At 50.7% G+C, this 22,591-nt stretch carries 22 protein-coding genes and 1 pseudogene; 9 read left to right on the plus strand and 14 right to left on the minus strand.

Annotated elements, in window-relative coordinates; genetic code table 11:
* Positions 1 to 2: 2 nt before the first annotated feature.
* Positions 3 to 1,931, minus strand: a complete 1,929-nt coding sequence (locus tag IQ268_RS10655) for an alpha-amylase family glycosyl hydrolase (RefSeq protein WP_193878280.1) — start codon at positions 1,929 to 1,931, stop codon at positions 3 to 5.
* Positions 1,932 to 2,241: 310 nt separating this feature from the next.
* On the opposite strand from IQ268_RS10655, the gene IQ268_RS10660 reads away from it, so the two are divergent.
* Positions 2,242 to 3,783, plus strand: a complete 1,542-nt coding sequence (locus IQ268_RS10660; protein WP_193878282.1) for a family 10 glycosylhydrolase — start codon at positions 2,242 to 2,244, stop codon at positions 3,781 to 3,783.
* 15 nt (positions 3,784 to 3,798) lie between these two features.
* On the opposite strand, the gene IQ268_RS10665 is transcribed toward IQ268_RS10660, so the two are convergent.
* The 7 genes from IQ268_RS10665 to IQ268_RS10695 all read right to left on the minus strand — a co-directional run bounded on the left by IQ268_RS10665 (position 3,799) and on the right by IQ268_RS10695 (position 11,053).
* On the minus strand, positions 3,799 to 5,172 hold the full coding sequence (locus IQ268_RS10665) for a cobyrinate a,c-diamide synthase (RefSeq protein ID WP_193878284.1): 1,374 nt from the start codon (positions 5,170 to 5,172) through the stop codon (positions 3,799 to 3,801).
* Between the two features lie 6 nt (positions 5,173 to 5,178).
* Complete coding sequence (locus IQ268_RS10670) at positions 5,179 to 5,340, minus strand: hypothetical protein (RefSeq protein WP_193878286.1); 162 nt, start codon at positions 5,338 to 5,340, stop codon at positions 5,179 to 5,181.
* On the minus strand, positions 5,330 to 6,673 hold the full coding sequence (gene opcA / locus IQ268_RS10675) for a glucose-6-phosphate dehydrogenase assembly protein OpcA (protein WP_193878288.1): 1,344 nt from the start codon (positions 6,671 to 6,673) through the stop codon (positions 5,330 to 5,332). Before opcA ends, IQ268_RS10670 begins: the two co-directional genes overlap by 11 nt.
* 76 nt (positions 6,674 to 6,749) lie before the next feature.
* Complete coding sequence (zwf, locus tag IQ268_RS10680) at positions 6,750 to 8,279, minus strand: glucose-6-phosphate dehydrogenase (RefSeq protein ID WP_193878290.1); 1,530 nt, start codon at positions 8,277 to 8,279, stop codon at positions 6,750 to 6,752.
* 87 nt (positions 8,280 to 8,366) lie between these two features.
* On the minus strand, positions 8,367 to 9,518 hold the full coding sequence (gene tal / locus IQ268_RS10685; RefSeq protein WP_193878292.1) for a transaldolase: 1,152 nt from the start codon (positions 9,516 to 9,518) through the stop codon (positions 8,367 to 8,369).
* 52 nt (positions 9,519 to 9,570) lie between these two features.
* Positions 9,571 to 10,647: a class 1 fructose-bisphosphatase gene (gene fbp / locus IQ268_RS10690; RefSeq protein ID WP_193878293.1), complete on the minus strand. Its 1,077-nt coding sequence runs from the start codon at positions 10,645 to 10,647 to the stop codon at positions 9,571 to 9,573.
* A gap of 217 nt (positions 10,648 to 10,864) precedes the next feature.
* Positions 10,865 to 11,053 carry a hypothetical protein gene (locus tag IQ268_RS10695; protein WP_193878295.1) on the minus strand — a complete coding sequence of 63 codons (189 nt, stop codon included), beginning with the start codon at positions 11,051 to 11,053 and terminating at the stop codon, positions 10,865 to 10,867.
* Positions 11,054 to 11,200: 147 nt separating this feature from the next.
* Between IQ268_RS10695 and IQ268_RS10700 the strand changes: the two genes are divergently transcribed.
* The 4 genes from IQ268_RS10700 to IQ268_RS10715 all read left to right on the plus strand — a co-directional run bounded on the left by IQ268_RS10700 (position 11,201) and on the right by IQ268_RS10715 (position 15,367).
* Entirely contained in the window at positions 11,201 to 12,283 is a 1,083-nt protein-coding gene (locus tag IQ268_RS10700) for an ATP-dependent 6-phosphofructokinase (RefSeq protein ID WP_193878297.1), read from the plus strand.
* 393 nt (positions 12,284 to 12,676) lie between these two features.
* Entirely contained in the window at positions 12,677 to 13,588 is a 912-nt protein-coding gene (locus tag IQ268_RS10705; protein ID WP_193878299.1) for a glycine betaine ABC transporter substrate-binding protein, read from the plus strand.
* Between the two features lie 154 nt (positions 13,589 to 13,742).
* Positions 13,743 to 14,708, plus strand: coding sequence for an ABC transporter ATP-binding protein (locus IQ268_RS10710; protein ID WP_193878301.1), 966 nt, complete (start codon positions 13,743 to 13,745; stop codon positions 14,706 to 14,708).
* Positions 14,705 to 15,367: an ABC transporter permease gene (locus tag IQ268_RS10715; RefSeq protein WP_193878303.1), complete on the plus strand. Its 663-nt coding sequence runs from the start codon at positions 14,705 to 14,707 to the stop codon at positions 15,365 to 15,367. Before IQ268_RS10710 ends, IQ268_RS10715 begins: the two co-directional genes overlap by 4 nt.
* A 33-nt stretch (positions 15,368 to 15,400) precedes the next feature.
* On the opposite strand, the gene IQ268_RS10720 is transcribed toward IQ268_RS10715, so the two are convergent.
* Together IQ268_RS10720 and IQ268_RS10725 are read right to left on the minus strand one after the other, a co-directional pair.
* Complete coding sequence (locus IQ268_RS10720) at positions 15,401 to 16,039, minus strand: ABC transporter permease (protein ID WP_193878305.1); 639 nt, start codon at positions 16,037 to 16,039, stop codon at positions 15,401 to 15,403.
* Between the two features lie 46 nt (positions 16,040 to 16,085).
* A complete protein-coding gene (locus IQ268_RS10725) occupies positions 16,086 to 16,295 on the minus strand; it encodes a hypothetical protein (protein WP_193878307.1) in 210 nt (69 codons plus the stop codon).
* A gap of 240 nt (positions 16,296 to 16,535) precedes the next feature.
* Between IQ268_RS10725 and IQ268_RS10730 the strand changes: the two genes are divergently transcribed.
* A complete protein-coding gene (locus IQ268_RS10730; RefSeq protein WP_193878309.1) occupies positions 16,536 to 17,009 on the plus strand; it encodes a phycobilisome protein in 474 nt (157 codons plus the stop codon).
* A 140-nt stretch (positions 17,010 to 17,149) separates the two neighbouring features.
* A complete protein-coding gene (locus tag IQ268_RS10735) occupies positions 17,150 to 17,878 on the plus strand; it encodes a phycobilisome rod-core linker polypeptide (RefSeq protein ID WP_193878311.1) in 729 nt (242 codons plus the stop codon).
* A gap of 141 nt (positions 17,879 to 18,019) precedes the next feature.
* Here the strand turns inward: IQ268_RS10735 and IQ268_RS10740 are convergent, their stop codons facing one another.
* Together IQ268_RS10740 and IQ268_RS10745 are read right to left on the minus strand one after the other, a co-directional pair.
* A complete protein-coding gene (locus IQ268_RS10740) occupies positions 18,020 to 18,202 on the minus strand; it encodes a CsbD family protein (RefSeq protein ID WP_193878313.1) in 183 nt (60 codons plus the stop codon).
* Positions 18,203 to 18,757: 555 nt separating this feature from the next.
* Entirely contained in the window at positions 18,758 to 19,924 is a 1,167-nt protein-coding gene (locus IQ268_RS10745) for a DegT/DnrJ/EryC1/StrS family aminotransferase (RefSeq protein WP_193878315.1), read from the minus strand.
* Positions 19,925 to 20,363: 439 nt separating this feature from the next.
* Between IQ268_RS10745 and fetB the strand changes: the two genes are divergently transcribed.
* On the plus strand, positions 20,364 to 21,143 hold the full coding sequence (gene fetB, locus IQ268_RS10750; RefSeq protein WP_193878317.1) for an iron export ABC transporter permease subunit FetB: 780 nt from the start codon (positions 20,364 to 20,366) through the stop codon (positions 21,141 to 21,143).
* Positions 21,144 to 21,213: 70 nt separating this feature from the next.
* Here fetB and recR read toward each other — a convergent pair whose 3' ends face one another.
* Positions 21,214 to 21,816 carry a recombination mediator RecR gene (recR, locus tag IQ268_RS10755; protein ID WP_193878339.1) on the minus strand — a complete coding sequence of 201 codons (603 nt, stop codon included), beginning with the start codon at positions 21,814 to 21,816 and terminating at the stop codon, positions 21,214 to 21,216.
* Between the two features lie 202 nt (positions 21,817 to 22,018).
* Here recR and IQ268_RS10760 point away from each other — a divergent pair, with 202 nt between their 5' ends.
* The gene (locus IQ268_RS10760; RefSeq protein WP_193878319.1) at positions 22,019 to 22,324 is read left to right on the plus strand and encodes a hypothetical protein; all 306 of its coding nucleotides are present in this window, start codon (positions 22,019 to 22,021) and stop codon (positions 22,322 to 22,324) included.
* 140 nt (positions 22,325 to 22,464) lie between these two features.
* On the opposite strand, the pseudogene IQ268_RS10765 reads toward IQ268_RS10760, so the two are convergent.
* Positions 22,465 to 22,591, minus strand: a pseudogene (locus tag IQ268_RS10765) (photosystem II q(b) protein); the annotation flags it as partial.

Here is a 22,591-nt window from a genome sequence, read left to right on the forward strand (position 1 = left end):
GTTTACGATTCGTGTCCGGATGCCCATGTATCGCGCCACTTTACGGTTCCCTCGCTAGCAATGACCCAGCGACGCGCCACCAAATTTTCGCGCAGTGGCGACTTCCCTTCCCGCAACACAACGTATTTGTAATTAATTAACTGCCCCACACTTTCGTCAAACGGAATTTCGTTAAACCAGGTGTTCGAGTTGATGTATTCCAGTGGATAGGCTTTGGCAATATCCCAGTTTCCTAATTCAGGACAATCGCCAATCACCACAACCGTTTCACCGGGTTGGGTTTCGACACCGTTGAGCTGCACGCGAACAAGGGTTTGTCCCTTGACCCGCTCACCCACATGGCTGAGGACAACGACACCCCGACGATCCAGCTCGAGGTTGTAAATTTTGCCCTCCGTTACCTCATATTTGGTTCGCGTGATGACGCAGGTATGCTCTCCATCGGGCAAGTCGGTTTCGACCGCGTCCAACGTTGTCGCTTCTCCTCGATTAAGCGCCACAAAACAGCGGGACTCGCGATAGCGGCGAGAGTAACAGTAAACATCGGGAGTCAGGTATTTTTGCCACTGGCTGCCCATTGATATGGACGGATTCAAGCGGCGTACACCCGACAACAACCGAACCTGGCGATAGATTTCGGTTTCCGTATCCCATTGGGTCATCATGGGACGGTTGTAGGGATCATCCCCTCCATCGGTGTCGTCGTGGAGATACTGCTCTGTGCCGTAATAGAGGCACGGAATGCCGCGACAGGTCATAATCAGGGCGATCGCCACGCGCAACATTTCCGGATCGGGGTTAAGCGACTGGAACCGGGGCATGTCGTGGTTATCAATGAAGGTGACTAATTCCGTCGCCCCACTGTAGCAATGATCCTGGTTGAAAATATTCTGGATGAGATGAAACCCGCCTTCGGCTCCCTGAGCTAATGCGCCTCGAATGGCAACACACAGGCCAAAATCGAGAATGGTCATGCCAGAGCAATTCACAAACTCAACCGAGAGAGGATCGCTGGGATGGTTATAAATCCACTCGCCAAAAATAAAAACATCCGGTTTGTGGCTTTGAATATCTGCATTAAACTCTTGCCAAAACCAGATGGGCATATGCTTAACGGTATCCACCCGCAACGCATCAACGCCGCGATCGAGCCACTGTTTAATGGCTGATTTGATGTAGTTGCGGTAGTCAACATTGTTTTCGTTGAAAGTGGCTAGCCCCGCCAACTCGCAGTTTTGGATTTGCCATTCATCTTCCCAATTCGTCACTTCACCATAATGGTGATACCAGTGATTCACATCGTCGTTAAAGTCCGCAATTTTAACGCCATCGTCGTACAATTCTCCCTTTTTGCCGCTGAAATCGGGGTTGCTGTGGTTACACACAATGTCTAAAATCAGCTTCATTTTGCGCTGGTGTAACTCAGCCACCAGGCGATCGAACGTTGTGTTTTTAGCGTCCTGTGTTTTGTTTAACGACGGCTCCTCATCTTTGCCCAAAAAACGAGGATTAATGCGCTTAAAATCCTTCGTCCAGTACCCATGAATCGCCGCTTGCCCCACAAACAAATCTTCGACTTGCTCGAACAGTGGCGTGAGCCAAACGGCAGTGACTCCCATATTCTTGAGGTAATCAAGCTTGTCGATTACGCCTTGCAAATCTCCACCCCAGTATTTGCCCCAGTCTTTGCGGTCTGGGTCGTAGAGTTCTGGATTGGGGCCTTCGTTATTGTCTGGATCACCGTTGTAGAAGCGATCGACCACCAAAAAATAAATTGTTTCCTGACGAAATTCAATATCTCTGGTATATAAAAATTCGAGGTCAATATCCGTATCCTGTCGCTGTTCAGGAATAAGTGCATCGATTTCGGATTGCGGCTCAGTAACCTGGTATTGAGTAGAAGATGCCTGAGAGGGAGGAGTGGTGACCATACAGTTGCAAATAATATGAGGGGAGAAGCAACGTCGAGCGGTGCCTTTTATTTTTTCTACCTAGAATTTTACGAAGTGCTTTCTGGTTTGTATATCTAACCTGAGAGAGTAGTTAACCGTGTTAAAAACGCTCAACCGCTTCTTAATCTTGTTAAATGTTAAACCGTTCACTCTATGTTCACTCTAGATGTAACTCTAGGCACTTGTATCGATATTGCAACGTCTCAACACTAGTCTAGAAATACACCCCTCCGTCAAAGGTTTAACGTTCAGAAGTTATGAATTCACTGTGCAAGGAGTCGTTAGTTCGATGAGATGTTTGCGCCCCCTAAAAGTCGGACGGCGGTATCGTCGTTTGCTTGGCTACGTGTTAGCGGCTGCTCTCACCAGCAGTTTGATTGTGGGTCCACTTAGCTGGGGAAAGACCGCTCAAGCCCAGGCCATCAATTATTGTCAGATGTCGGCAGAGGCGATCGCGCAAAAAAGCTCGTTGCTACAGGAGGCTCTGCAAGGCAATGGCAATGCCGAAAATCGCTATAAGAATCTGCTGGAGGAACATGCCAACCAGTTGCAGCGCTGTCGGCAGCAAAACTGGCCTCAAAATCAGGCCATTTGGCTGCGGTTATATCCCTGCGATGTTAGAGAGGGAGCGCTAGAGGCACTGCTCGATCGCATCGTTGATAAAGGATATAACCAGGTGTACCTGGAAGTGTTTTACAACGGTCAGGTGCTCCTACCCGCCGCCACAAATCGCACCGCATGGCCTGCCAGTATTCGGATACCAGGCTATGAAAATCGAGATCTGTTAGCCGAGACGATTCAAAAAGGGCACGATCGCGGTCTAAAAGTATATGCCTGGATGTTTTCGCTGAACTACGGGTATTCCTACAGTCAGCGTCCGGGCACCGAACAGATTTTGGCTCGAAACGGTTCCGGGCAAACCAGTTTAACGTTTCAAACGGCCGCTGGTTTGAGTACTGAGATCAACAGCACCAACTCAGAAGAAACCTTTATTGATCCATACAATTTACAGGCCAAACGCGATTATTATTCTATGGTGCAGGCCGTTGTGGCTCGCAAACCCGATGGCGTTTTGTTTGACTACATTCGCTACCCCAGAGGATCGGGTGCGGCATCGGTTGCCAGTCGGGTGCAGGATTTGTGGATTTATGGCTCGGCCGCTCAACAAGCGTTGTACGATCGCGGCCTGAATCAAAGCGGTCGAGATTTGATCTACCGTTACCTGAGCAAGGGCTACATTACCACAGGAGACATTGCGGCGGTTCGCAGTCTTTACCCCAATGAGCTAGAACCGCTGTGGCAGGGACGTACTCCCACGAATGTCAATCCGCCTGCTCCGCCGGATCAGGTTCGAGCACCGCTGCAATTCCAGCTTTGGCAGTTGAGCGTAGCACACGCCATTCAAGGCGTTGTCGATTTTCTGGCAATGGCATCTTTACCCGTTCAGCAAGCTGGCATTTCAGCCGGAGCGGTCTTCTTCCCAGAAGCCAACCAACCCGTTGGGCAAGGCGGCTATGACTCCCGCTTGCAGCCGTGGGATCGCTTCCCGGCTAATATTGAATGGCATCCGATGGCCTATGGTACCTGCGGCAACACCGGCTGTATTGTGTCTCAAGTGCAGCGGGTTTTGTCTCTGGCACCTCCTGGGGCACAGGTGATGCCTGTGCTGGCCGGAGTCTGGGGCGCACCCATTACGGGTCGTCCTCCACTGGAGGCTCAGATGCAATCCCTGCGACAGGCCGCACCGCAACTGAACACGGTGAGTCACTTTGCTTTCTCCTGGCAAGAGCCGCAGTTCGATCGAGAACGTAAATTCTGCCGTTTGGAATAAGGGTTTGTCGATCACTTAACGCACGAATTGGGCGCAGTGCGCCAGGAAACGGGCGGGGATGTCAGGTCGGCTCCCCCAATGTAGATGAACGTAAGAGGCGTGAATCTGGTGCGATCGCCATCCTTCCGCTGCGGTGGGTTGCTGCGAATCGTAGCCCTGGAGTGTATAGAGCGGTAGGGATGGCGCATCTTGCAGGGTCGAGCGATGAAACTCGTGTCCCCAAACGGCGGTTCCGGCTGGCATCAGAGGGCTATCCTGCAATGCTACCGCTCGACGATAGCCCAGGGTTAACCGCTGACCCATCTGCGCGACGGTAGGCAGGACACCAACCATGTCCCATGAGTGGTTATCGAAATCAACTAACTGTTGCGATAAATACATCAGCCCGCCACATTCGGCATAGGTGGGCATTCCCGCCTGAATCGCAGCCTGCACCGAGTTCCGAGCCGACTCGTTTGCAGCTAATGCCTCGGCAAACACTTCCGGGAACCCCCCACCTAGGTAAAGCCCACCGATATTCTCTGGCAGAGCCGCATCTGCCAGAGGACTCCAGTCCACGACTTCTGCACCAAGCTGTTCTAGCTGTTCAAGGTTATCGGCATAGTAAAAGTTGAAGGCGCGATCGCGAGCCACTGCAAGTCTGACTGACCCAGCAAGGTGTGCAGGTAATGAGGGTACCAGGTTTGTATCCGTTTCCGGGGGCGATCGCCGCTCAACCTGAAGCAGCGGGCGTAACTGTGACCAATCAAAACAGGTTTCACCCACCTGCGTCAGTTGTGCGACCACATCGTTTAGCGTCTTGAGTTCAGCCGTTGGAACCAACCCCAAATGGCGATCGGGAATGGTCAGCCGATCCTGCCGTCGCAACACACCCAGAACCGGAATAGCGAGTGGCGCTAATGCTGCCGTCAGCAATTCTAGATGGCGATCGCTGCCTACCCGGTTTAGCACGACTCCAGCCAGTTTCAGGCGTGGATCAAAGCTACGATACCCGTGGGCGATCGCCGCCACCGAACGCGACAAACGGCTACAATCCAACACCAACAGAATGGGCAGATCTAACAACCGAGCTATGTGTGCTGTGCTAGCCCAATCATTTGCCCCAGTTGCTCCATCAAATAGCCCCATTACCCCTTCTATCAGGGCACAGTCAACCGCTTGCGTATGCTGCCAAAAGCACTGCTGAACATAGGCTTCCGACGTTAGCACAGGGTCTAGGTTGCGGCACGATCGTCCCGTAATGTGCTGATGAAACATGGGGTCAATGTAATCAGGCCCTACCTTAAACGACTGCACCCGCTGCTGTTGGGCATGTAACGCTGCTAACAGCGATAAAGTAACGGTCGTTTTACCGACTCCGCTTCGTTCTCCGGCAATGATGAGCGACATAGTGGATCAGGGGTTTAGGGATGGGGCGATCGCTGCCCATACACATCGGTAAGCAGCAGTGTCAGTAAACATCAGTGGGTCAGGCAATGCCATGACCCACGCTACCAATCGCTCCATTTCGCTCACGCTCAAGTTAAACCGATTGCCCCATTCTCGGCTATTGTTCACCCGTTCTTAAACTGAGAAGCTGAGAGGCAACAGCCAAACTCTCTTCAAACAAAACTTCGCGTCCCCAACGCTGCAACTGCTGGCTTAACAGGTACTCTGCCTTTTGATCATTCATCGGCGTTACTTGCTCTGTACGGCACGACTGGGCAGAACCACCCGCTTCCATCCGCATACAGCCCGTTGTTTCAGAACACAGGATTGTACAGCAGTCGGCATTGAGGTTCGTTGAGGTTAACCGCAGACCAATCAAATCGCCTGGAATTTCGCCCCAATCTGCCGTTGGAATCGCAGCCAGTTCTGCTTCGATGCTGTGCGATTTTGAACCGCTGCTCTTAAAGCGAATGTGGGTCAGCCCATACTCGCCCCCGGTTTCGGTGTAAGAATCAGGCTCCCAGCCCAACCGGCTCGCCAACCAGCCTAAAAACAGCAACGCCTGCGCCGCATTGCCTTTTTCATAGTCAATTGTGACGCGATCGACCTCTGCCAGTGCCGCTCGCCGTTCCGGTGGGTCAAACGCTGACGCGGTTAACTCTTGCCAGGAAGCAAGACGATGCCAGTTGAGATCGGCAACGTAGGTTTCAGCCTCAATTAGCTCTTGAATCTTCGGAAATTCCGACTCTGGGTCGCTGAAATAGCAAGAATCGAGAATTAAACAATTACAGCTCTTAGAGAGCTTCGTAAATAGCTCTTGCTCCGGGTTTGGGGTCGCTTTCCACCAAACAAACTTAGGCAGATCCGAAATCATCAGGGATGTGACCAGATCGCCCACTCGGTTCAGCGCTTCTTTCGTGCCCTTTAGCGTAATGTATTCACAGCAAATTAGGCTGCTCGCCGCATTTTTTTGCAAGGGACAATAGGCCGAAACCTGTGCCGTTACCCCTCTGTCTTCACCCAACGTGGGACACAAGGTGATGACGCGGCAGGGATTTTGAGCGGCGATCGCTTCACTAACGCTAAAGCCACGCATATCAGGATTGCTGCCCTCTTTGCGCTCTGGAGGCAGTTTCTCAAACTCTTCGCGCAGCCGAGACAGCGTTTCTGCATCGACTCGTCCGGTAATCCGAAAATCGTAGGTTTGTTGCGCTTTCTTGATCGCTTCTTTCGTTTGCGACCCATGATTACCGTCGATCGTCCCGGTGTAAAAGCCTAACCCGCCCAACATCTGCTGGTATTCTTCTGGTTCATACACCACCATGCTAAATGTGGTTGCTCTAGTGGCGATTGGAGCCGTCCGGTTACCATCCTGGCTGTGCCAAATTTTGCTAAGCTCCGCCTCAATTTCGTCCAGGGAGATATCGATTGGTTTTTGTAGGGCAACAAGTGGAGTGCTCATTGTTCAGTGTTTAAGTAATGGTATGGAGTAATCAATGTCGCGATCGGTGCAGTGCGGTAACTGAAGCATGAACGCTCTAAAGCCTGCGCCAGCGCCGTCCGTCCCGATTCAGCAACAGTTCGGCCTCAACGGGTCCCCAACTTCCTGCCTCATACAAGGGAATAACATCAGCCGCCGCAGGAGCGTCCCAGACTTCAAGCAAGGGAGTTAAGATCCGCCAGGATGCCTCTACCTCATCACCGCGTGTAAACAACGTCTGATCTCCCAACATGCAGTCAATCAGCAAACGGCTGTAGGCTTCCTTATTGGGCTGACCAAACGCAGCATCATAGCGGAAATCCATATCCACCGAACGCGTTCGCAACGAATTACCGGGTGTTTTCACCTCAAACCGCAGCGAAATTCCTTCATCCGGTTGAATTCGCAACGCCAGAACGTTTGGATTAGCTTGTTTTGCTGCCGACTGAAACATCAAATAAGGCACCTCGCGAAATTGAATCGCAATTTCTGTCACCTTTTTCGGCATCCGCTTGCCAGTTCGCAAATAGAAAGGAACACCTTTCCAACGCCAGTTGTCCACGTAAAGCTTCAAGGCAGCATAGGTCGGTGTTGTCGATTCAGCAGAGGCTCCCTCCTCTTCCCGATACCCCGGCACGGGCTTGCCCCCTCTCCAGCCAGAGGTATATTGCCCACGCGTAGCCGAGAGTTCTAGCTCGGTTACATCGGCTAGGTGGGTGGCTTGCAGCACTTTAACCTTTTCATTACGAACAGAATCAGCATCCAGCGCGTTGGGCGGTTCCATTCCAGTCAGGCAAAAGAGCTGCATCAGGTGGTTTTGTACCATATCTCGCAGCGCACCAGCCGACTCGTAGTAGCCAGCTCGACCCTCTAAGCCAACTGTCTCTGCAACTGTAATCTGAACGTTATCAACAAACTGTCGGTTCCATAACGGTTCAAAAATGGCGTTCGCAAACCGAAACACCATCAAGTTTTGCACCGTCTCTTTGCCCAAATAATGATCGATGCGGTAGATCTGATCTTCTTTGCAAACCTGCCGCACTACCTGGTTTAAAAGTTGGGCTGAGGCCAAATCTTTGCCAAATGGCTTTTCAATCACCAACCGTTGCTTCTTGGGATCGCTCAACATACCCGCTGTACCAAGCTGTTGCGCGGCCTCCGAAAAGAAACGAGGGGCAACCGATAAGTAAAAAACTCGGTTTCCGCGAGTGCCGCGCTTTTCGTCTAGCTCTCCCAGGAAGGCTTTTAGCTTTTGGTAGCTGTCTTGATTGTCAATATCGCCCGAGCAGTAGAATAGCCCTTTAGCAAAATCTTGCCAGATGTCCTCAGCGCCGATGCCACCACCATACTGTTCCACTCCCTCCCGCATGTGGTCGCGGAAGTAGTCGTGACTCCAGTCTCGGCGAGCAACGCCAACAACGGTTAACTCCGGCGGCAGTTTTCGTTCGAGCTTCATCTGGTAAATAGCAGGAACAAGCTTGCGCTGAGTTAAATCGCCTGACGCACCAAAAATAATCAAAATTTGCGGTTCGGGGATTCGATCTTGCTGTAAGCCGACGCGAAGGGGGTTTTCGACTAGGGAGACCATAAGCAATTGGAGACTGGGTTGGAGAGAACGGGAGTAGAAATTGAAGCCAGGGATCGGGGAGGTTAGCCCCCGATCCTGTATTCGTCGTTAGGAAATGGGCTGGAGCTGCTTGACTTTATCTTCGAGGGACTTCATCAAGGATTCAAACGGCTGAACGAACTTGTCGATGCCTTCGGTCAGGAGTTCGTCCATCACCTGGTCGAGATTAATGCCAACATCGGGTGTGCCTAGGTTCTCGATTAGCTCGTAGGCTTCTGGAACGCCAGTTTCGATCCGGTCGGCAATGTCGCAGTGATCGGCGCAGGCTTCGATTGTAGCGGGGGGTAAGGTATTGACTGTATCTAACCCTACTAACTCGTCTACATACATCACATCGTTGTACTCTGGATTTTTGGTGCTGGTGCTAGCCCACAGTAGCCGCTGCACCTTAGCTCCTTTTGCTGCCAACGCCTGCCAGCGATCGCTCTGGATAATTTCTTTGTACTTCTGATAGGCAATTTTGGCATTGGCGATCGCTACTTTGCCCTTAATCGATTCAATCTCGGCTTTTTTCTCGATTCGATCGGCACCCTGCTTCAGCATGTCGTCAATATACCCGTCAATCTTGCTATCAATCCGGCTGAGGAAGAAGCTGGCAACCGAAGCCAGACGGTCAACCGATTCGCCGCGCTCCACTCGCTTTTCTAACCCACGGATATACGCCCAGGCCGTGTTGACGTAGCTATCTACCGAAAACAGCAGCGTCACGTTGACGTTAATACCATCTGCGATCGTCGCTTCCACCGCTGGCAAACCAGCCGTCGTGCCGGGGATTTTGATCATCACGTTTTCACGACCGATCGCATCATAATACCGTCTGGCTTCGCGAATCGTGGCTTCTGTATCGTGGGCAATATTGGGCGGCACCTCAATGCTGACATAGCCATCTAAGCCATCGGTGCGGTCGTACACCGAACGCAACACGTCGCAAGCATTACGAATATCGTCAAAGATCAACGTTTCGTAAATTTCCTGAATCGATTTCCCCTCGCGGATTCCCGCTTCGATATCGCCATCATAAATTGCGTTTCCGGCGATCGCTTTCTCAAAAATAGCGGGATTGGAGGTAATACCATTAATACCCCGATCTTCAATCAAGCCTTTAAGCTCGCCCGACTGAATCATGTCGCGCGTCAAATTATCCATCCAGATACTTTGACCGTATTGCTTGACTTCAAGAATGTGATTTTCAGAGGTCATTCAAATTTACTCCTATCAAAACTAAATGCTCAAACAGACTCAGCCCTAAACTTTAAGATTGGGAGGTCAGAATTGCTTTATCTCGTTGCTCGCGCAAGTGCTCCTGGATAAACGATTCCACTAGCGCCACATCCTCCTTACTGCCAATCACCAGAGGAGTGCGAGTGTGAATCTTGTCTGGCACCACATCCAAAATGGCCTGTGTTCCCGTGCTGGCATTGCCGCCTGCCTGCTCAATTAAAAAGGCTAGCGGAGCCGATTCGTAAAGCAACCGCAGTTTCCCTTCCGGGTTTTTGATCGTCCCTGGATAGAGAAACACCCCTCCCTGAAACAAAATGCGGTGAATGTCGCCCACTAAAGCGCCGCTATAGCGAGCGGTGTAACCCTCATGCCGATGGACGTAGCGAATGTAGTCTCGAATCGATTCATCCCATTGCCAGAAATTCCCTTCATTAACGCTGTAAACAGGGCCATGCGTCGGAACCTGGATGTTTTCGTTCGCTAAAATAAACTCACCAATACTGGGGTCTAATGTAAATGCATGTACCCCCGTACCAATGGAGTAAACCAGCATTGTGCTTGGGCCATAAAGGATATAGCCCGCGGCGATCTGCTTATGCCCATCCTGAAGCAGATCCGTTGCAGTGCCGTCAGCATCATCCCCTTCCTGTTTGCGGATGGAGAAGATTGAACCCACGTTCAGGTTGATATCTACATTGGATGAGCCATCGATCGGATCGTAGAGCAAGGTGTAGCGACCCACAGGACAATTCTCTGGAATGTAGTACGGTTTCTCCATCTCTTCGGATGCCAACCGACATACCAAACCGCTTTGCTCAAACACCGAAATGAAGACCTGGTTGGCAAAGATATCCATCTTTTTGACCGCTTCACCCTGAACATTGGTTCGTCCGGTAAAGCCCAAAGCATCCTCTACTAAGCCAGCTCTGGTCAAACGGCGGGCAATTAACTTGCCAGCCAGCGCAATTCGCGTCATCAATGCGCTTAAGTCTTGCGCGTCGGCTGAAAAGCTATGAAGCTGCTGTAATACATGCCGAGATAAGGTCATGTAATTTCGGTCAAGGGCATGTTCGTGATCGAGTGCTAACGGTTGATCCACGTCGGTCATACGGTATTCTCCTTCCCGTTGGATATCGTTTGCTCTAGATAGCCGTGGGGATAACACCACCCTATGGTGAGCTATCCAGTTGCCCTCTACTTCTATCTTAGGAAGGCATTCTCGGATGGGGATGTAACTTTAGGCGAACTATAGAAAGCAGTCGAAAAACTGCGTTTAACCCGCTTGCGGCAGTAGCCAGTTCCAACTAACCAGAGGCCATCTGAGCTTAATCATAAAGAAACCTACAAAAGCTGTCAGTTTGGCACACGACACCTGTATCTTGGCAAATCAGGCATCTGTAGCAATGCTGGTGGTCGGCTGATGGGTCGGGGTTAAATGCCGCGATCGCCATCATCGGCAAACTCCATTGCTTGATCGTTGCGATCGCCCACAGGCGACCGTACAGGATGACCATCGTGCTGGCTGGCCCGTTGGCGGCGATGCTCTTAACTGCTTGTTACATTTACCAGTTTAACGCTCAACCGCTAGACCATCCAAGCCAGCCCAGCCCGCTGACCAGCGCGACAGCACACATCTATTCAAGACGAAGGAAAAACGGCTAATGGGAGCAACGAAGCGCATCGGTATTCTGACCAGTGGAGGAGACTGTGCCGGACTGAATGCCGCCATTCGGGCGGTCGTTCATCGGGCGATCGACACCTACAGTTGGGACGTGTTTGGCATTTGTCGCGCCACGCATGGGCTAATGGCTCGCCCTCCCGAAGCGATGATGTTAGACATTCAACAGACCGATCGGTTGCTCATTGCAGGTGGCACCGTGTTGGGAACCACCAACCACGGCAATCCATTTGCCTTTCCCTTAGCAGACGGCACGTTGAGCGATCGCTCTGATGAAATCATCGCAGGCTATCACCAACTCGGACTCGACGCACTCATCGGCATTGGCGGCGACGGCAGTATGGCGATCTTACGCAAACTGGCGCAGCAAGGGGGCATCAACCTGGTGGGTATTCCTAAAACCATTGATAACGATTTAGGCATTACAGAGCGATCGATCGGCTTTGATACCGCGGTTAATATTGCCACGGAAGCGCTAGATCGGCTGCACTTCACAGCAGCCAGCCATTCGCGCGTCATGATTTTAGAAGTGATGGGTCGTGATGCGGGTCACATTGCCATCAGTGCCGGAATTGCAGGCGGAGCCGACGTGATTTTGATTCCCGAAATTCCCTATACGATCGCCAATATCTGCCAGAAACTCAAAGCGCGGCAGGAGCGGGGGCAAAACTTTTCAGTCATGATCGTGGCAGAAGCCGTGCTGACTGAGACGGGCGAACCCGTTATGAGTAAAAACTACCTGGGACAGGCACGCCTGGGCGGCATTGGTCAATATCTGGCCGACCAGATCTGTGCCTGTAGCGGAGCCGAAACTCGCGTCACTGTATTAGGCCATGCCCAACGAGGAGGGGTGCCATCGCCGCTCGATCGCTTGCTGGCTAGCGCGTTTGGTGTGGCCGCCGTTGACCTGATTGCTGAAGAACGGTACGACCAGATCGTTACCTGGCAAAATCGCCAGGTGGTGAGTGTGCCCATTGCAGAAGCGATCGCCCAATACAGCACCGTTGATCCGAACGGCACTCTAGTTCGAACGGCCAGAGGCTTGGGCATTTGCTTGGGGTCTTGATGCGGCTCGCCACAAAACATTCGTACGCCAGACGTACCCTCACTAATCAAACGCCAAACGTTAACCGTTGTTAACATTTTGTTAACATTGTGACCGGGGCGACATTGGTTGCGTTGGGCTGGTACGGCACAATGAACGCACCGTTTTGTTCGTAGAAGAACAGGATGTGCAGCACCGAGCGGTTACTATTCACACTGCTGCCTGGGTTTTGTAAGCAAGTGTTTGAAAGAACCTCTAACCTGGGGTGGAAATACGTCCGATCGATCGCAACGTTATCATGAGTCAGCTTTATCTCTCTGCTCAGTCCAGTATGATTGCTGTGAAGGGGATGTAGTAGTTCATTTCCCTACGCATCTCAATCAACTTTTAACTTGCTCCCAGTTGAGTGTTCCTATGAAGCCAATTCGTCGTCGATTACTCTTCCCACTGCTGGCACTATTCACAGCATTCACGGTTTTTGCCTGTGCGGGTGGAGGTGGAACGGGCAGCAGTAGTGGAGCAATCAAGGTTGGCTCCAAGGATTTCAGTGAGCAATTTATTATTGGCGAGATGTATGCCCTGGTGCTTGAAAATGCGGGCTTGACCGTTGAACGCAAGCTCAATTTAGGAGGAACACCCGTCGCTCAGGCAGGCTTGGAAAGTGGCGAAATTGACCTGTATCCCGAATATACGGGTACGGCCCTGCTGACGGTTCTTAAACTGCCTGCCGCCAGTGACCAGCAGCAGGTGTATCAATCGGTGAGTAGTGCCTACAAAGAGCAATTTGATTTAGTTTGGCTAGACCCTTCACCCATGAACAACACGCAGGGGCTAGCGATGACTCAAGAGGGGTCCGATCGCTTTGGCGTGACCACCATCTCTGAAATGGCCGCCAGAGCCAACGAGCTAACGATGATTGGCCCACCGGAGTTTGAGGTGCGCGAGGATGGATTGCGAGGGCTACAAACGACCTATGGCGACTTCCAGCTAAAAGAATACAAAGCTGTCGATGCAGGACTGAGATACAAAGGCTTAGTAGATGGTGAAGCCGACGTAGCAGTGGCCTTTGGCACCGATGGCGAAATCAGCGCTTTTGATTTGGTGCTTCTGGAAGACGATCAGCAGTTGTTCCCGCCGTATCAGGTTGCGCCTGTGGTTCGGCAAGACGCTTTAGATACCCATCCTGAAGTTGCAGAAGCGCTCAATGCACTGGCTCCAAGGCTAACAGATGAGGTGATGCGGCAGCTCAACTATGAAGTCAGCGGCAATCAACGAGAACCCGCCGAGGTGGCTAGAGAGTTTCTGGCGCAGGAGGGCTTGATTTAAGGTCGATGCTTGGACTGAGTGACACCACAGGCTAATAGATTTCAGGCGGTAGCTGCTTAAAACGGCACGCCTCCAGCCTCTACGATTTGATAGTTGATTGCCCGACGTTTCAGTTTAGGGTCGCCAGTGTAGCGTCTATTGCGGAGAGGAATCTGTGAGCGCAATTCGGTTCGAGCAAGTATCTTTGAAGTTTCCCGGTGCGCCTCGTCCAGCCGTGGATCAGTGCAGTTGTGAGATCGAAACGGGCAGGCTGGTCGTCATTTTGGGGCCATCGGGCTGCGGCAAAACCACGCTGCTCAAGATGGTGAACCGTCTTTATGAGCCAACCTCAGGCACGATTTATCTTGACGATGCCGATATTCGTCGGGCTAAGGTAACAAAACTGCGGCAGCAGATTGGCTACGTCATCCAGCAATCGGGCTTATTTCCCCATATGACGGTGGCTCAAAACATTGCGGTGGTGCCAAAGCTGTTGGGCTGGTCCCGTCCTACTATTCAAGCTCGAATTGATGAGCTATTGATGTTGATTAAGCTGCCGCCCGAAGAATACCGCAATCGCTATCCGGCTCAGCTTTCGGGTGGACAACAACAGCGCGTGGGCTTAGCCCGGGCATTGGCAGGGAACCCAAATGTGCTGTTGATGGATGAACCGTTTGGGGCGATCGATGCTATTACCCGCACCAGTCTCCAAGACGAAATCTTGCGGCTACAACGCCAGCTCCAAAAAACAATTCTCTTCGTGTCGCACGATGTAGAAGAAGCCTTGCGGCTGGCCGATCGCATTCTGATATTGCGCGACGGCAAGATTGTGCAATACGACACACCGTTTCATATCCTGACTCAGCCAGCCAATCCCTTCGTCTATGACTTGATGGGAGCAGACGATATGGTGCGTCAACTCAGCTTGTTGCGAGTTGAAACCGCTATGATTAGCGCTCCAGATAACTATCGCCACAACGGTGAACCAACCGTGACCCGAAGCGACAGCCTGCGTCATGCCCTGTCGTTAATTTTAAAAACTGGCGCACAGACGCTGACGGTTCTGGATAACGGTGCCACCGTTGGGGTGTTAACGCTAGAACACATCCGCGATTCTGCTAGCGTTGGAGCCAGTGCATGAGTTATATCCTTGGCAATCCCGGCATTGTTTTTACGCTTCTGCTAGCTCATCTGCAAATGACCTGCCTGACGCTGGTCGTTGCTGTGTTGCTAGCCCTACCGATCGCTCTGCTAGTCACCCGTTACCGCTGGCTGAATGTGCCTGTGTTGGGCGTTCTGGGGGTGATGTATACCATTCCCAGTCTGGCGCTCATCATTCTGCTTGTACCCATCTTTGGCCTCAATTCGCAGTCAGTGGTGGCAGCTATGGTGATCTATACCCAGGTGATTCTGGTACGAAATTTGACCGTAGGGCTGCAATCTATTCAGCCGGCTGTGTTAGAAGCCGCGCGGGGCATGGGAATGAGCGCATGGCAGCGGTGGTGGCAAGTGCAGGTTCCTCTCATTTTGCCGCTGTTTTTGGCAGGCTTGAGGCTGTCGGCTATTGTGGCGATCGCCATTGCTACAATTGGCGCAAAATTTGGGGCGGGTGGTCTGGGTACCTTGTTGTTTGATGGCATTGCCCAGGCTGGACGCTACGACAAAATTTGGGCTGGGGCGATCGCCGTTGCGTTCCTTGCCTTTGTAATTAACGGAGCTTTGCTGGCTCTGGAAGTGGCTGCCCATCCTGCCCGCCGGATGCAGGTTCGTCAGCGCATGAAACTCTCCCAGGCTCGATAGCGCAGGTCATCTCCTCAAAAACTTGCCCTGATATTAGCTGGGCGGTTGCACGCTACGTTGCAGGGTGCTTAAGCCAACTTCGGCTAGCAACGCCAAAATTGCGACCGGAATTGCCCCAACCAGTAGGACGGCGTTGTCGTACAGTGCAAACCCCAGAACAATAAACGTACCCAACCCTCCGGCACCAATAAACGCCGCAAGAGTCGCACTGGCAATTACTTCTACCGTTGCCGTTTTGATTCCAGCGAGAATAACCGGAAGCGCCAGGGGAATTTCAACCTGCCGCAACACTTGCCTGTTATCCATGCCCATGCCGTAAGCCGCTTCACGAATCATCGGATCGATAGTGCGAAAGGCAACGTCTGTGCTAATTAAAATCGGCGGCATCACCAAAACTGTCAGGGCAATTAGCGCCGACTGGAAACTCAGCCCTAAATAGGGAATGGCGATAAACAAAATAGCCAGACTGGGAATCACCCGCAGCCCGTTAAACAGGTTGATTAAAACCGTAGAGGCTGTACGCGATCGCGCACTCCACAATCCCAACGGCAAACCCACCAGCAAGCCAATCAGCAGTGGAATTGCAACTAGCTGCAAGTGCTGCCACAGCGCTTGAATCAGCCGATCGGGATTATCAACAACGTACTGATACGCCTGGGTAAAAATGTCCACCGAATCGATCGCCTCAGGGAATCACGGCTCGTGGCACTACTGTACCTCATACCAGCCATCCGGTTTCATCGTTGTCGTGAAGTTGATGGCGCAAAGCAGCGGCTTGTTTGAGGTTTTGCGTCGCTTGCTGCTGGCACCACAACCGAATAGCGGCTTCAATAGCCTGGGTGCGATCGTCCGTTAACTGGTCAAGCTGATGAACCACTGCTGCATCAATCTCAACAGAAATTCGCTGTTTGGCTGGGTAAGCGCCCATGATGGCAAACGATATAAACTAAATGATCGGTTAAGTTAACCAGTTTATCAGCCTGCCTTCTAACGCTATCGCCATCGTCTATCGCCAACTCTGAATGAATCAGCAGCACGACTATGAAGAAAGACATCGGCATATTGAGTTTTCTGTTGAATTGTTCAGTTCGTTTGTAGTGCAGGGAAATCTGATCACATCAGCGTTGAAAGAACGCTTTAAACTGACTGAAACGTTATCGCAACTGTTATGCATACTCTCAACCGCACCCTGGAAGATAAAGTCCTAGATGCTGACGGTCAATACTTGAACAGTCAAGGGTTACAGCCGTTAGAACAGTACTTTCAAACGTACGCACTGCGCCTGGAAACGTATCAAATGTTGCGCGATCGCAGTCCGGCACTGGTGGTTCAGGCGTTACAAAAAATGGCTCAAGCTAACCCAGACATCATCAAAAAACATGGGCAACGTTGTCAATATGACATGTCAGAAGTGCTGCGCTACATTGCGCTAGCTATATTGCGAGATGACGAAGTCTTTTTCAAAGAGCAGATGATGGCATGGCTAGATACCATCTTGTTGGCACACAAACGGCATACCCCTTGCTCAACTGCTTACCGCTACTTGCAAAACGCCATCAATGTTAGCTTCCCCCCTGCCAACAGTATGCTGCTGCGGCCTTACCTCGATAGCGTTATCTTGGTTCTTCAATCCCACGCTTAATCAACCGCTTTCCTAACCCAGTCACAGCGTCTCCGGCAGTTTTGCTGCTTGCGTGAGTTCACCAAGAGGTCTGCAAACAGCAATGTACACCCTTACCAGAAATGGCAAGGCACTTATTTGCTTTGTTGGAGAGTTGCTTCATGAATCACCTTAATACCATTACTGTCAGCCGACGGTCGTCTTTTGAAGAGCGGCAGGCGGCATTGCACCAAATCTACCGCCAGGTTTTAGAGCGACAACCCTATTGCTATGAACGCAAGTGTTTAGCAGCCATAGAAAAGGACTTTTTGAATGACAAAATTGGCGTACGCCGATTTCTCAAAGAGTTGGGGCATTCAAACATTTATCTGAATGTGTTTTATTTCAACGCCTCTAATTTGAAGTTTATTGAGTGGTGCTTCAAACACTTCATGGGGCGTGCTCCACTTCATCAAACGGAAGTTCAAACGTCTTGCGATCTCTTGATGAAGAAGGGTGCAACAGCGTTGATTACAGCTATTTTGGATTCTGAAGAATACCGTAAAGTCTTTGGCTGTTTCACCGTTCCATACCCACGCCAACTGCAACGTTACGAGTCGCCCAAGGCGTATTGGGAAAGCCATGTACTGAACCACGAATATGTAGGTCAACGCGGCCATGTTGTACCAACAATTTACTGGCACGAATTAGGGCTAAATTGTGACGCTGGAGTATGCCGTCATCCGGAAGCAGATGAAATTTTAGATCCGCCTGTTTCTGAAGCGGGAGAGCAACTCCAGGAGGAACTGTTGGAAATGTTGCGATCGATGGATGTGAATCAGGCCAGAAAAGTAGTTGCTTCATTATCGCCTCAGCAAAAAGCAGCTCTCCGTCGAGCAATTAGCGCTTGACAGTACGACTCCATCACGTGAAAAAGGGGGAACAGGTCAAATACCTGTTCCCCCTTTCTTAACTGTCTAATCCTGGTAACTAAGAGCATTAGACCCAAAATTAGACTGCTCTATCGCACGAATCTAATGTTTAAAGTGAGATTAGTCCAATGCTTTTTTGACGTTATCTTTGACATCTTCTTTGGCGTGGCGTGCTTGGCCTTCGGCTTGCTTCGCTTGGCCTTCAGCTTTGTCACCGGGATCGCCAGTGATGTTGCCCATAGCCTCTTGCGCTTTACCTTCGAGGTTTTTGCCAGTTGCTTTAGCTCTTTCTTCTGTACTCATAATTCCCTCTTAAATCGATAGTTTCGCAAAACTTATGTTTATAAGTTTTGGAGCGAAAGGTTATTTTTTATCCTTGGCTCTATTACTAGAATAGGTATGTTTAATAGAAACTCCATCCTCCTAAGGTGATAACACGGTGTCACTCTTTAGCAGCATTGATAAATAATGCTATCTGAATGTCATTTCAACAGATGTTACATAGATGCAATCCTGTTGCTTAACCTTCAAACATCTTGCGAGTCTATTGATCTGAGCTTATCAAGGAAGCTACTCAGTAGGCTAATAACTATTCGTCCAACTGAGGTCAGAGCAACGATCAATTATTGCAATGTACTACTGTTTTGTGGAGTAGTGAGCCTGTAAAAAGAGCAATTAATCTCCCCCTCTAAAGAAGGCTTAAAAGGATGCTTGAACCGTATCAAATGTCTCCTTGTAAGGGCGTACATTTGGCAAATAGCCATTGAAATAGACTCAGAAGTATTCTGTAGCCCAACACCCGCAGGGGCGCAGCATACCCTGCGGGTGTTGGGCTACAAATTAAACCTGTACATCCTCTTAAACCGAGAGTTCTGCGACCTGGAGCAACGAATCTTTTAGCGTATACACAACCTGTTCCTGTTGCAGCGCCGAGAGTTCAGGAAACATTGGTAGTGACAGCACTTCTTTTGCCAATTGTTCTGAAACGGGTAATTGCCCAACCTGGTACCCCAAATCAGCATAAACAGGTTGAAGGTGCAGTGGGAGAGGGTAGTACACCATTGAACTAACCCCCTGTTGCTGAAGCTGCTGGCGCACCGCATCTCGAAAATTGCCGTGTCCATTGTGCTGATGCGTCTCTAAAGCCCTGGAAAGGCGAATCGTGTATTGGTTCCACACACCATGCCCCCCTTCTGGAATCTGAGGCACAACCAAATCCGAAATGGAATGGAGCAGTTGGTGATAGCGTTTTGCAACCGTTTGCCGCTGGTCATTCCAGCTATCGAGGTAGCGTAGTTTAATTTGTAGGATGGCGGCCTGAACCGCATCCAGTCGGCTATTTACCCCAACCTTTTCGTGAAAGTAGCCCGACTTTCTGCCATGATCGCCCAACATGCGAATCGCCGCCGCGATCGCACTATCGTTAGTCGTCACGGCTCCGCCATCGCCACAGGCTCCCAAATTTTTGGTGGGATAAAAGCTAAAGCAGCCAATATGGCCAATGCTACCAACCCTGGCATTACCCCACTTCGCCCCGATCGCCTGAGCGCAGTCTTCGATTACAACCAGGCGGTGAGTTTGGGCGATCGCCATGAGCCGGGTCATATTCACTGGTTGTCCAAACAAATGAACCGGAATAATTGCCCGCGTGCGCTCTGTAATAGCCGCTTCAATCAGTTTGAGGTCGAGGTTAAATGTCTCAGGCTCAACGTCCACAAAAACAGGCGTTGCCCCAACAGCACTAATAACCTCTGCCGTTGCGATAAACGTAAACGGTGAGGTGATCACTTCATCGCCTGCACCAATCTGCAAGGCTCGTAATGCCAGGTAAAGCGCATCTGTACCGGAATTGCAGGCGATGCCTTCACTGGTACCGATGTAGTTTGCAAACTGCCGCTCGAAGCTCTCTACAACAGAGCCTTTGATGTATTGACCTGAAGACAACACATCTAATACAGCAGCACTGACCTCTTCGCTAATCGTTGTATACTGCTGGGTTAAATCAAAAGGGGGAATTGGACTCACTCGTTTTACACCACAAACATCAATGCTGAACCACTGGTCAGCTGGACATTAGAAAGTAGCTTTAGAGGAGGTCTGAGAAGAAACGATCGCTCTACCGTTATCCCTATATCCCCAATTCGGAAGGACTTTCGGTCTATTTCTCCCCAGAATTGGTAGCCAGAGAAACGTAGCAGGTCATGGTTTCTACTGTCCAGACACCCTCTTCAACTGTAGTTGAACCACAGTCTGAAAACTATGCCTTAGAAGTCATCAAGCCTTGCCTCAACAAGCTTGAGTTGACCTAATCCAGCATTTGATATTCATAGTCTAAAGTCTACTCCTAAGCAATAGCAGACCATGCTTTACTGTGTCTTACCATGTCTAAAGAATGATAAAGTCCTGAAAGTGTTTCGCAAAAGATTCAGGCTAATTCATTGTCGTTTCTCCAACAGTTACCCTTGTGGATTCGCTGATTCAACTTGATCCAATCCGTCTGAGTTGGGCGTTGGCACTGACTGCCGTTGCCATTGGCTTGTCGAGCTGGCAACGGCTTGGGTTGGAATGGAATCTGGCGATCGCTACAGCACGTACGGTCGTTCAATTGCTGGTGGTTGGCTATGTTTTGGAAATCGTCTTTGCGCTGCGTAGCCCCTGGGTTGTGTTGACGGTGATTGGTGTGATGTTAGTCATTGCAGCAACGGTCGCTCGTAACCGCATCAGCAAAAAAGTGCCCAAACTAATGCCCTTAGTGTCTGGTGCCATTTTGGTTAGCTCGGTGCTGACGCTGAGCTATGTCAACCTGGTAATCATTCAGCCAGAAACCTGGTACGAACCCCAGTATTTGATTCCGTTGGCTGGCATTGTATTTGGTAGCGCGATGAATGCCGCTGCGATCGCCGGGGAACGGTTAGCCAGCACCATTAATGCCAGTCAGCTTGAAATTGAAACGCATTTAAGTCTTGGTGCAACGCCTGGAGAGGCGATCGCTACCTATCGCAAAGAGGCAGTCAAAGCTGGATTAATTCCCATTTTGAACCAGATGGCAGTAGTGGGAATCGTTACCCTTCCGGGCATTATTACAGGTCAGTTACTTAGCGGCGTCAGTCCATTTAACGCAGCGCTTTACCAAATTTTGATTATGATTATGCTGTCGTTTGCCAGTGCTTTGACGGCGATTCTGGTAACGCAGGGCATCTTCCGTCAGTTTTTCAACTCAGTCGCGCAGTTAACGCTTCATTGACGCTATTCAAGCCAATCCACTAAGCCAATCCATCAAGCCAATCCATCAAGCCGTCGAGCAGTCTGACTCGCTACTCTAACTCTCGTCGGCCTTCTAATGCCCTTGCTAAAGTAACCTCATCGGCATACTCCAAGTCTCCCCCCATTGGTAAACCAAAAGCGATGCGGGTTACTTTGGTAAAGGGTTTCAACAATTGCCCCACATAAAGGGTTGTAGTGTCTCCCTCAACGCTGGGACTAATCGCCAAGATGACTTCCTGGATCTTCTGTTGACTAATCCGCCGCACCAGCGGCGAGATGTGAAGCTGATCCGGCCCAATTCCATCCATTGGGGAAATTAAACCACCCAGGACGTGATATTTCCCTTTGTATTCGCGCGTTTTCTCCAGCGCAATGACGTCTCTAGAGTCTGCTACGACACAGACTGTATCCGGGTCGCGGCTGGGAGAACGACAAATCTCGCAAACCGGATCGGCAGACAAATGAAAGCACACAGAACATAGCCCCACCTGCTGCTTTGCTTCCATCAACGCTTGAGCCAGGGCTTGTACTTCTGTCTCCGGGCGTCTCAGAATGTGAAGCGCTAAGCGTTGTGCGGTTTTGGGGCCTACTCCGGGTAGGCGTTGTAGCTGCTCAATTAGTCGAGCTAAGGGACGTGCGTAAACCGTTGGAATGCCTCCAGATGACTCATCTCAAACGTAGACCATTCAAATCATAGCGATTCTTGGTCACGAACGGTTTTATCAGGAAATGCTAACGAAGCGGGGCGATCGCCATTGCGTTGCTCAATTGCATCTTGCTTGCACGAAATAAGCTTAGTTAATGTAGAGGAGCTTAAGTTTGTTTTGTTCTAATCAAACCTCAACAGGCAGAAAAATGAAACTTCTACCATTAGCCATTTCAGCGCTCTTCGGTACGATCGGATTTGCTGCTGCCGCTGAAGCCGATTCCTCACCGGGTGAGGCAGCTCAGCTTTTGATACCACAGGACGAGGCAACCTCGGAATTTGAGTACGATGCCGATCGCCTGGCCGAAATAGAAACACAGTTGAATCAGCGAACAGTTGCCCCCAACCAAACCCGAACCAACACTATCCGCTTGCCGAACGAATTGGGGTTACCAGAGAATATGTTGCTTATTGAAACCAACGGTAACTTTGCCGTTGGCACAGAACTGGACTAGCCAGCGCTCTTTATTGTTGAAGCTCAACCGCAAAGAATGACCTCTGAATGCTCAAATGCTTAAGCAATGACAGCTACGCAAAAAGCGCCCCTTGTGGGGCGCTTTCAAGCTTAATCAACTATCGAAAGCATCTGCTTCGATTAGCCAACGATGCTGGGTGCTTCGCTAGAAGCCAGGTCAAGCGGGAAGTTGTGAGCGTTGCGCTCGTGCATCACTTCCATCCCCAGGTTCGCACGGTTGAGTACGTCTGCCCAGGTGCCAATCACT

This window comes from Oculatella sp. LEGE 06141, from assembly GCF_015207605.1.
Lineage (GTDB): Bacteria > Cyanobacteriota > Cyanobacteriia > Elainellales > Elainellaceae > Oculatella.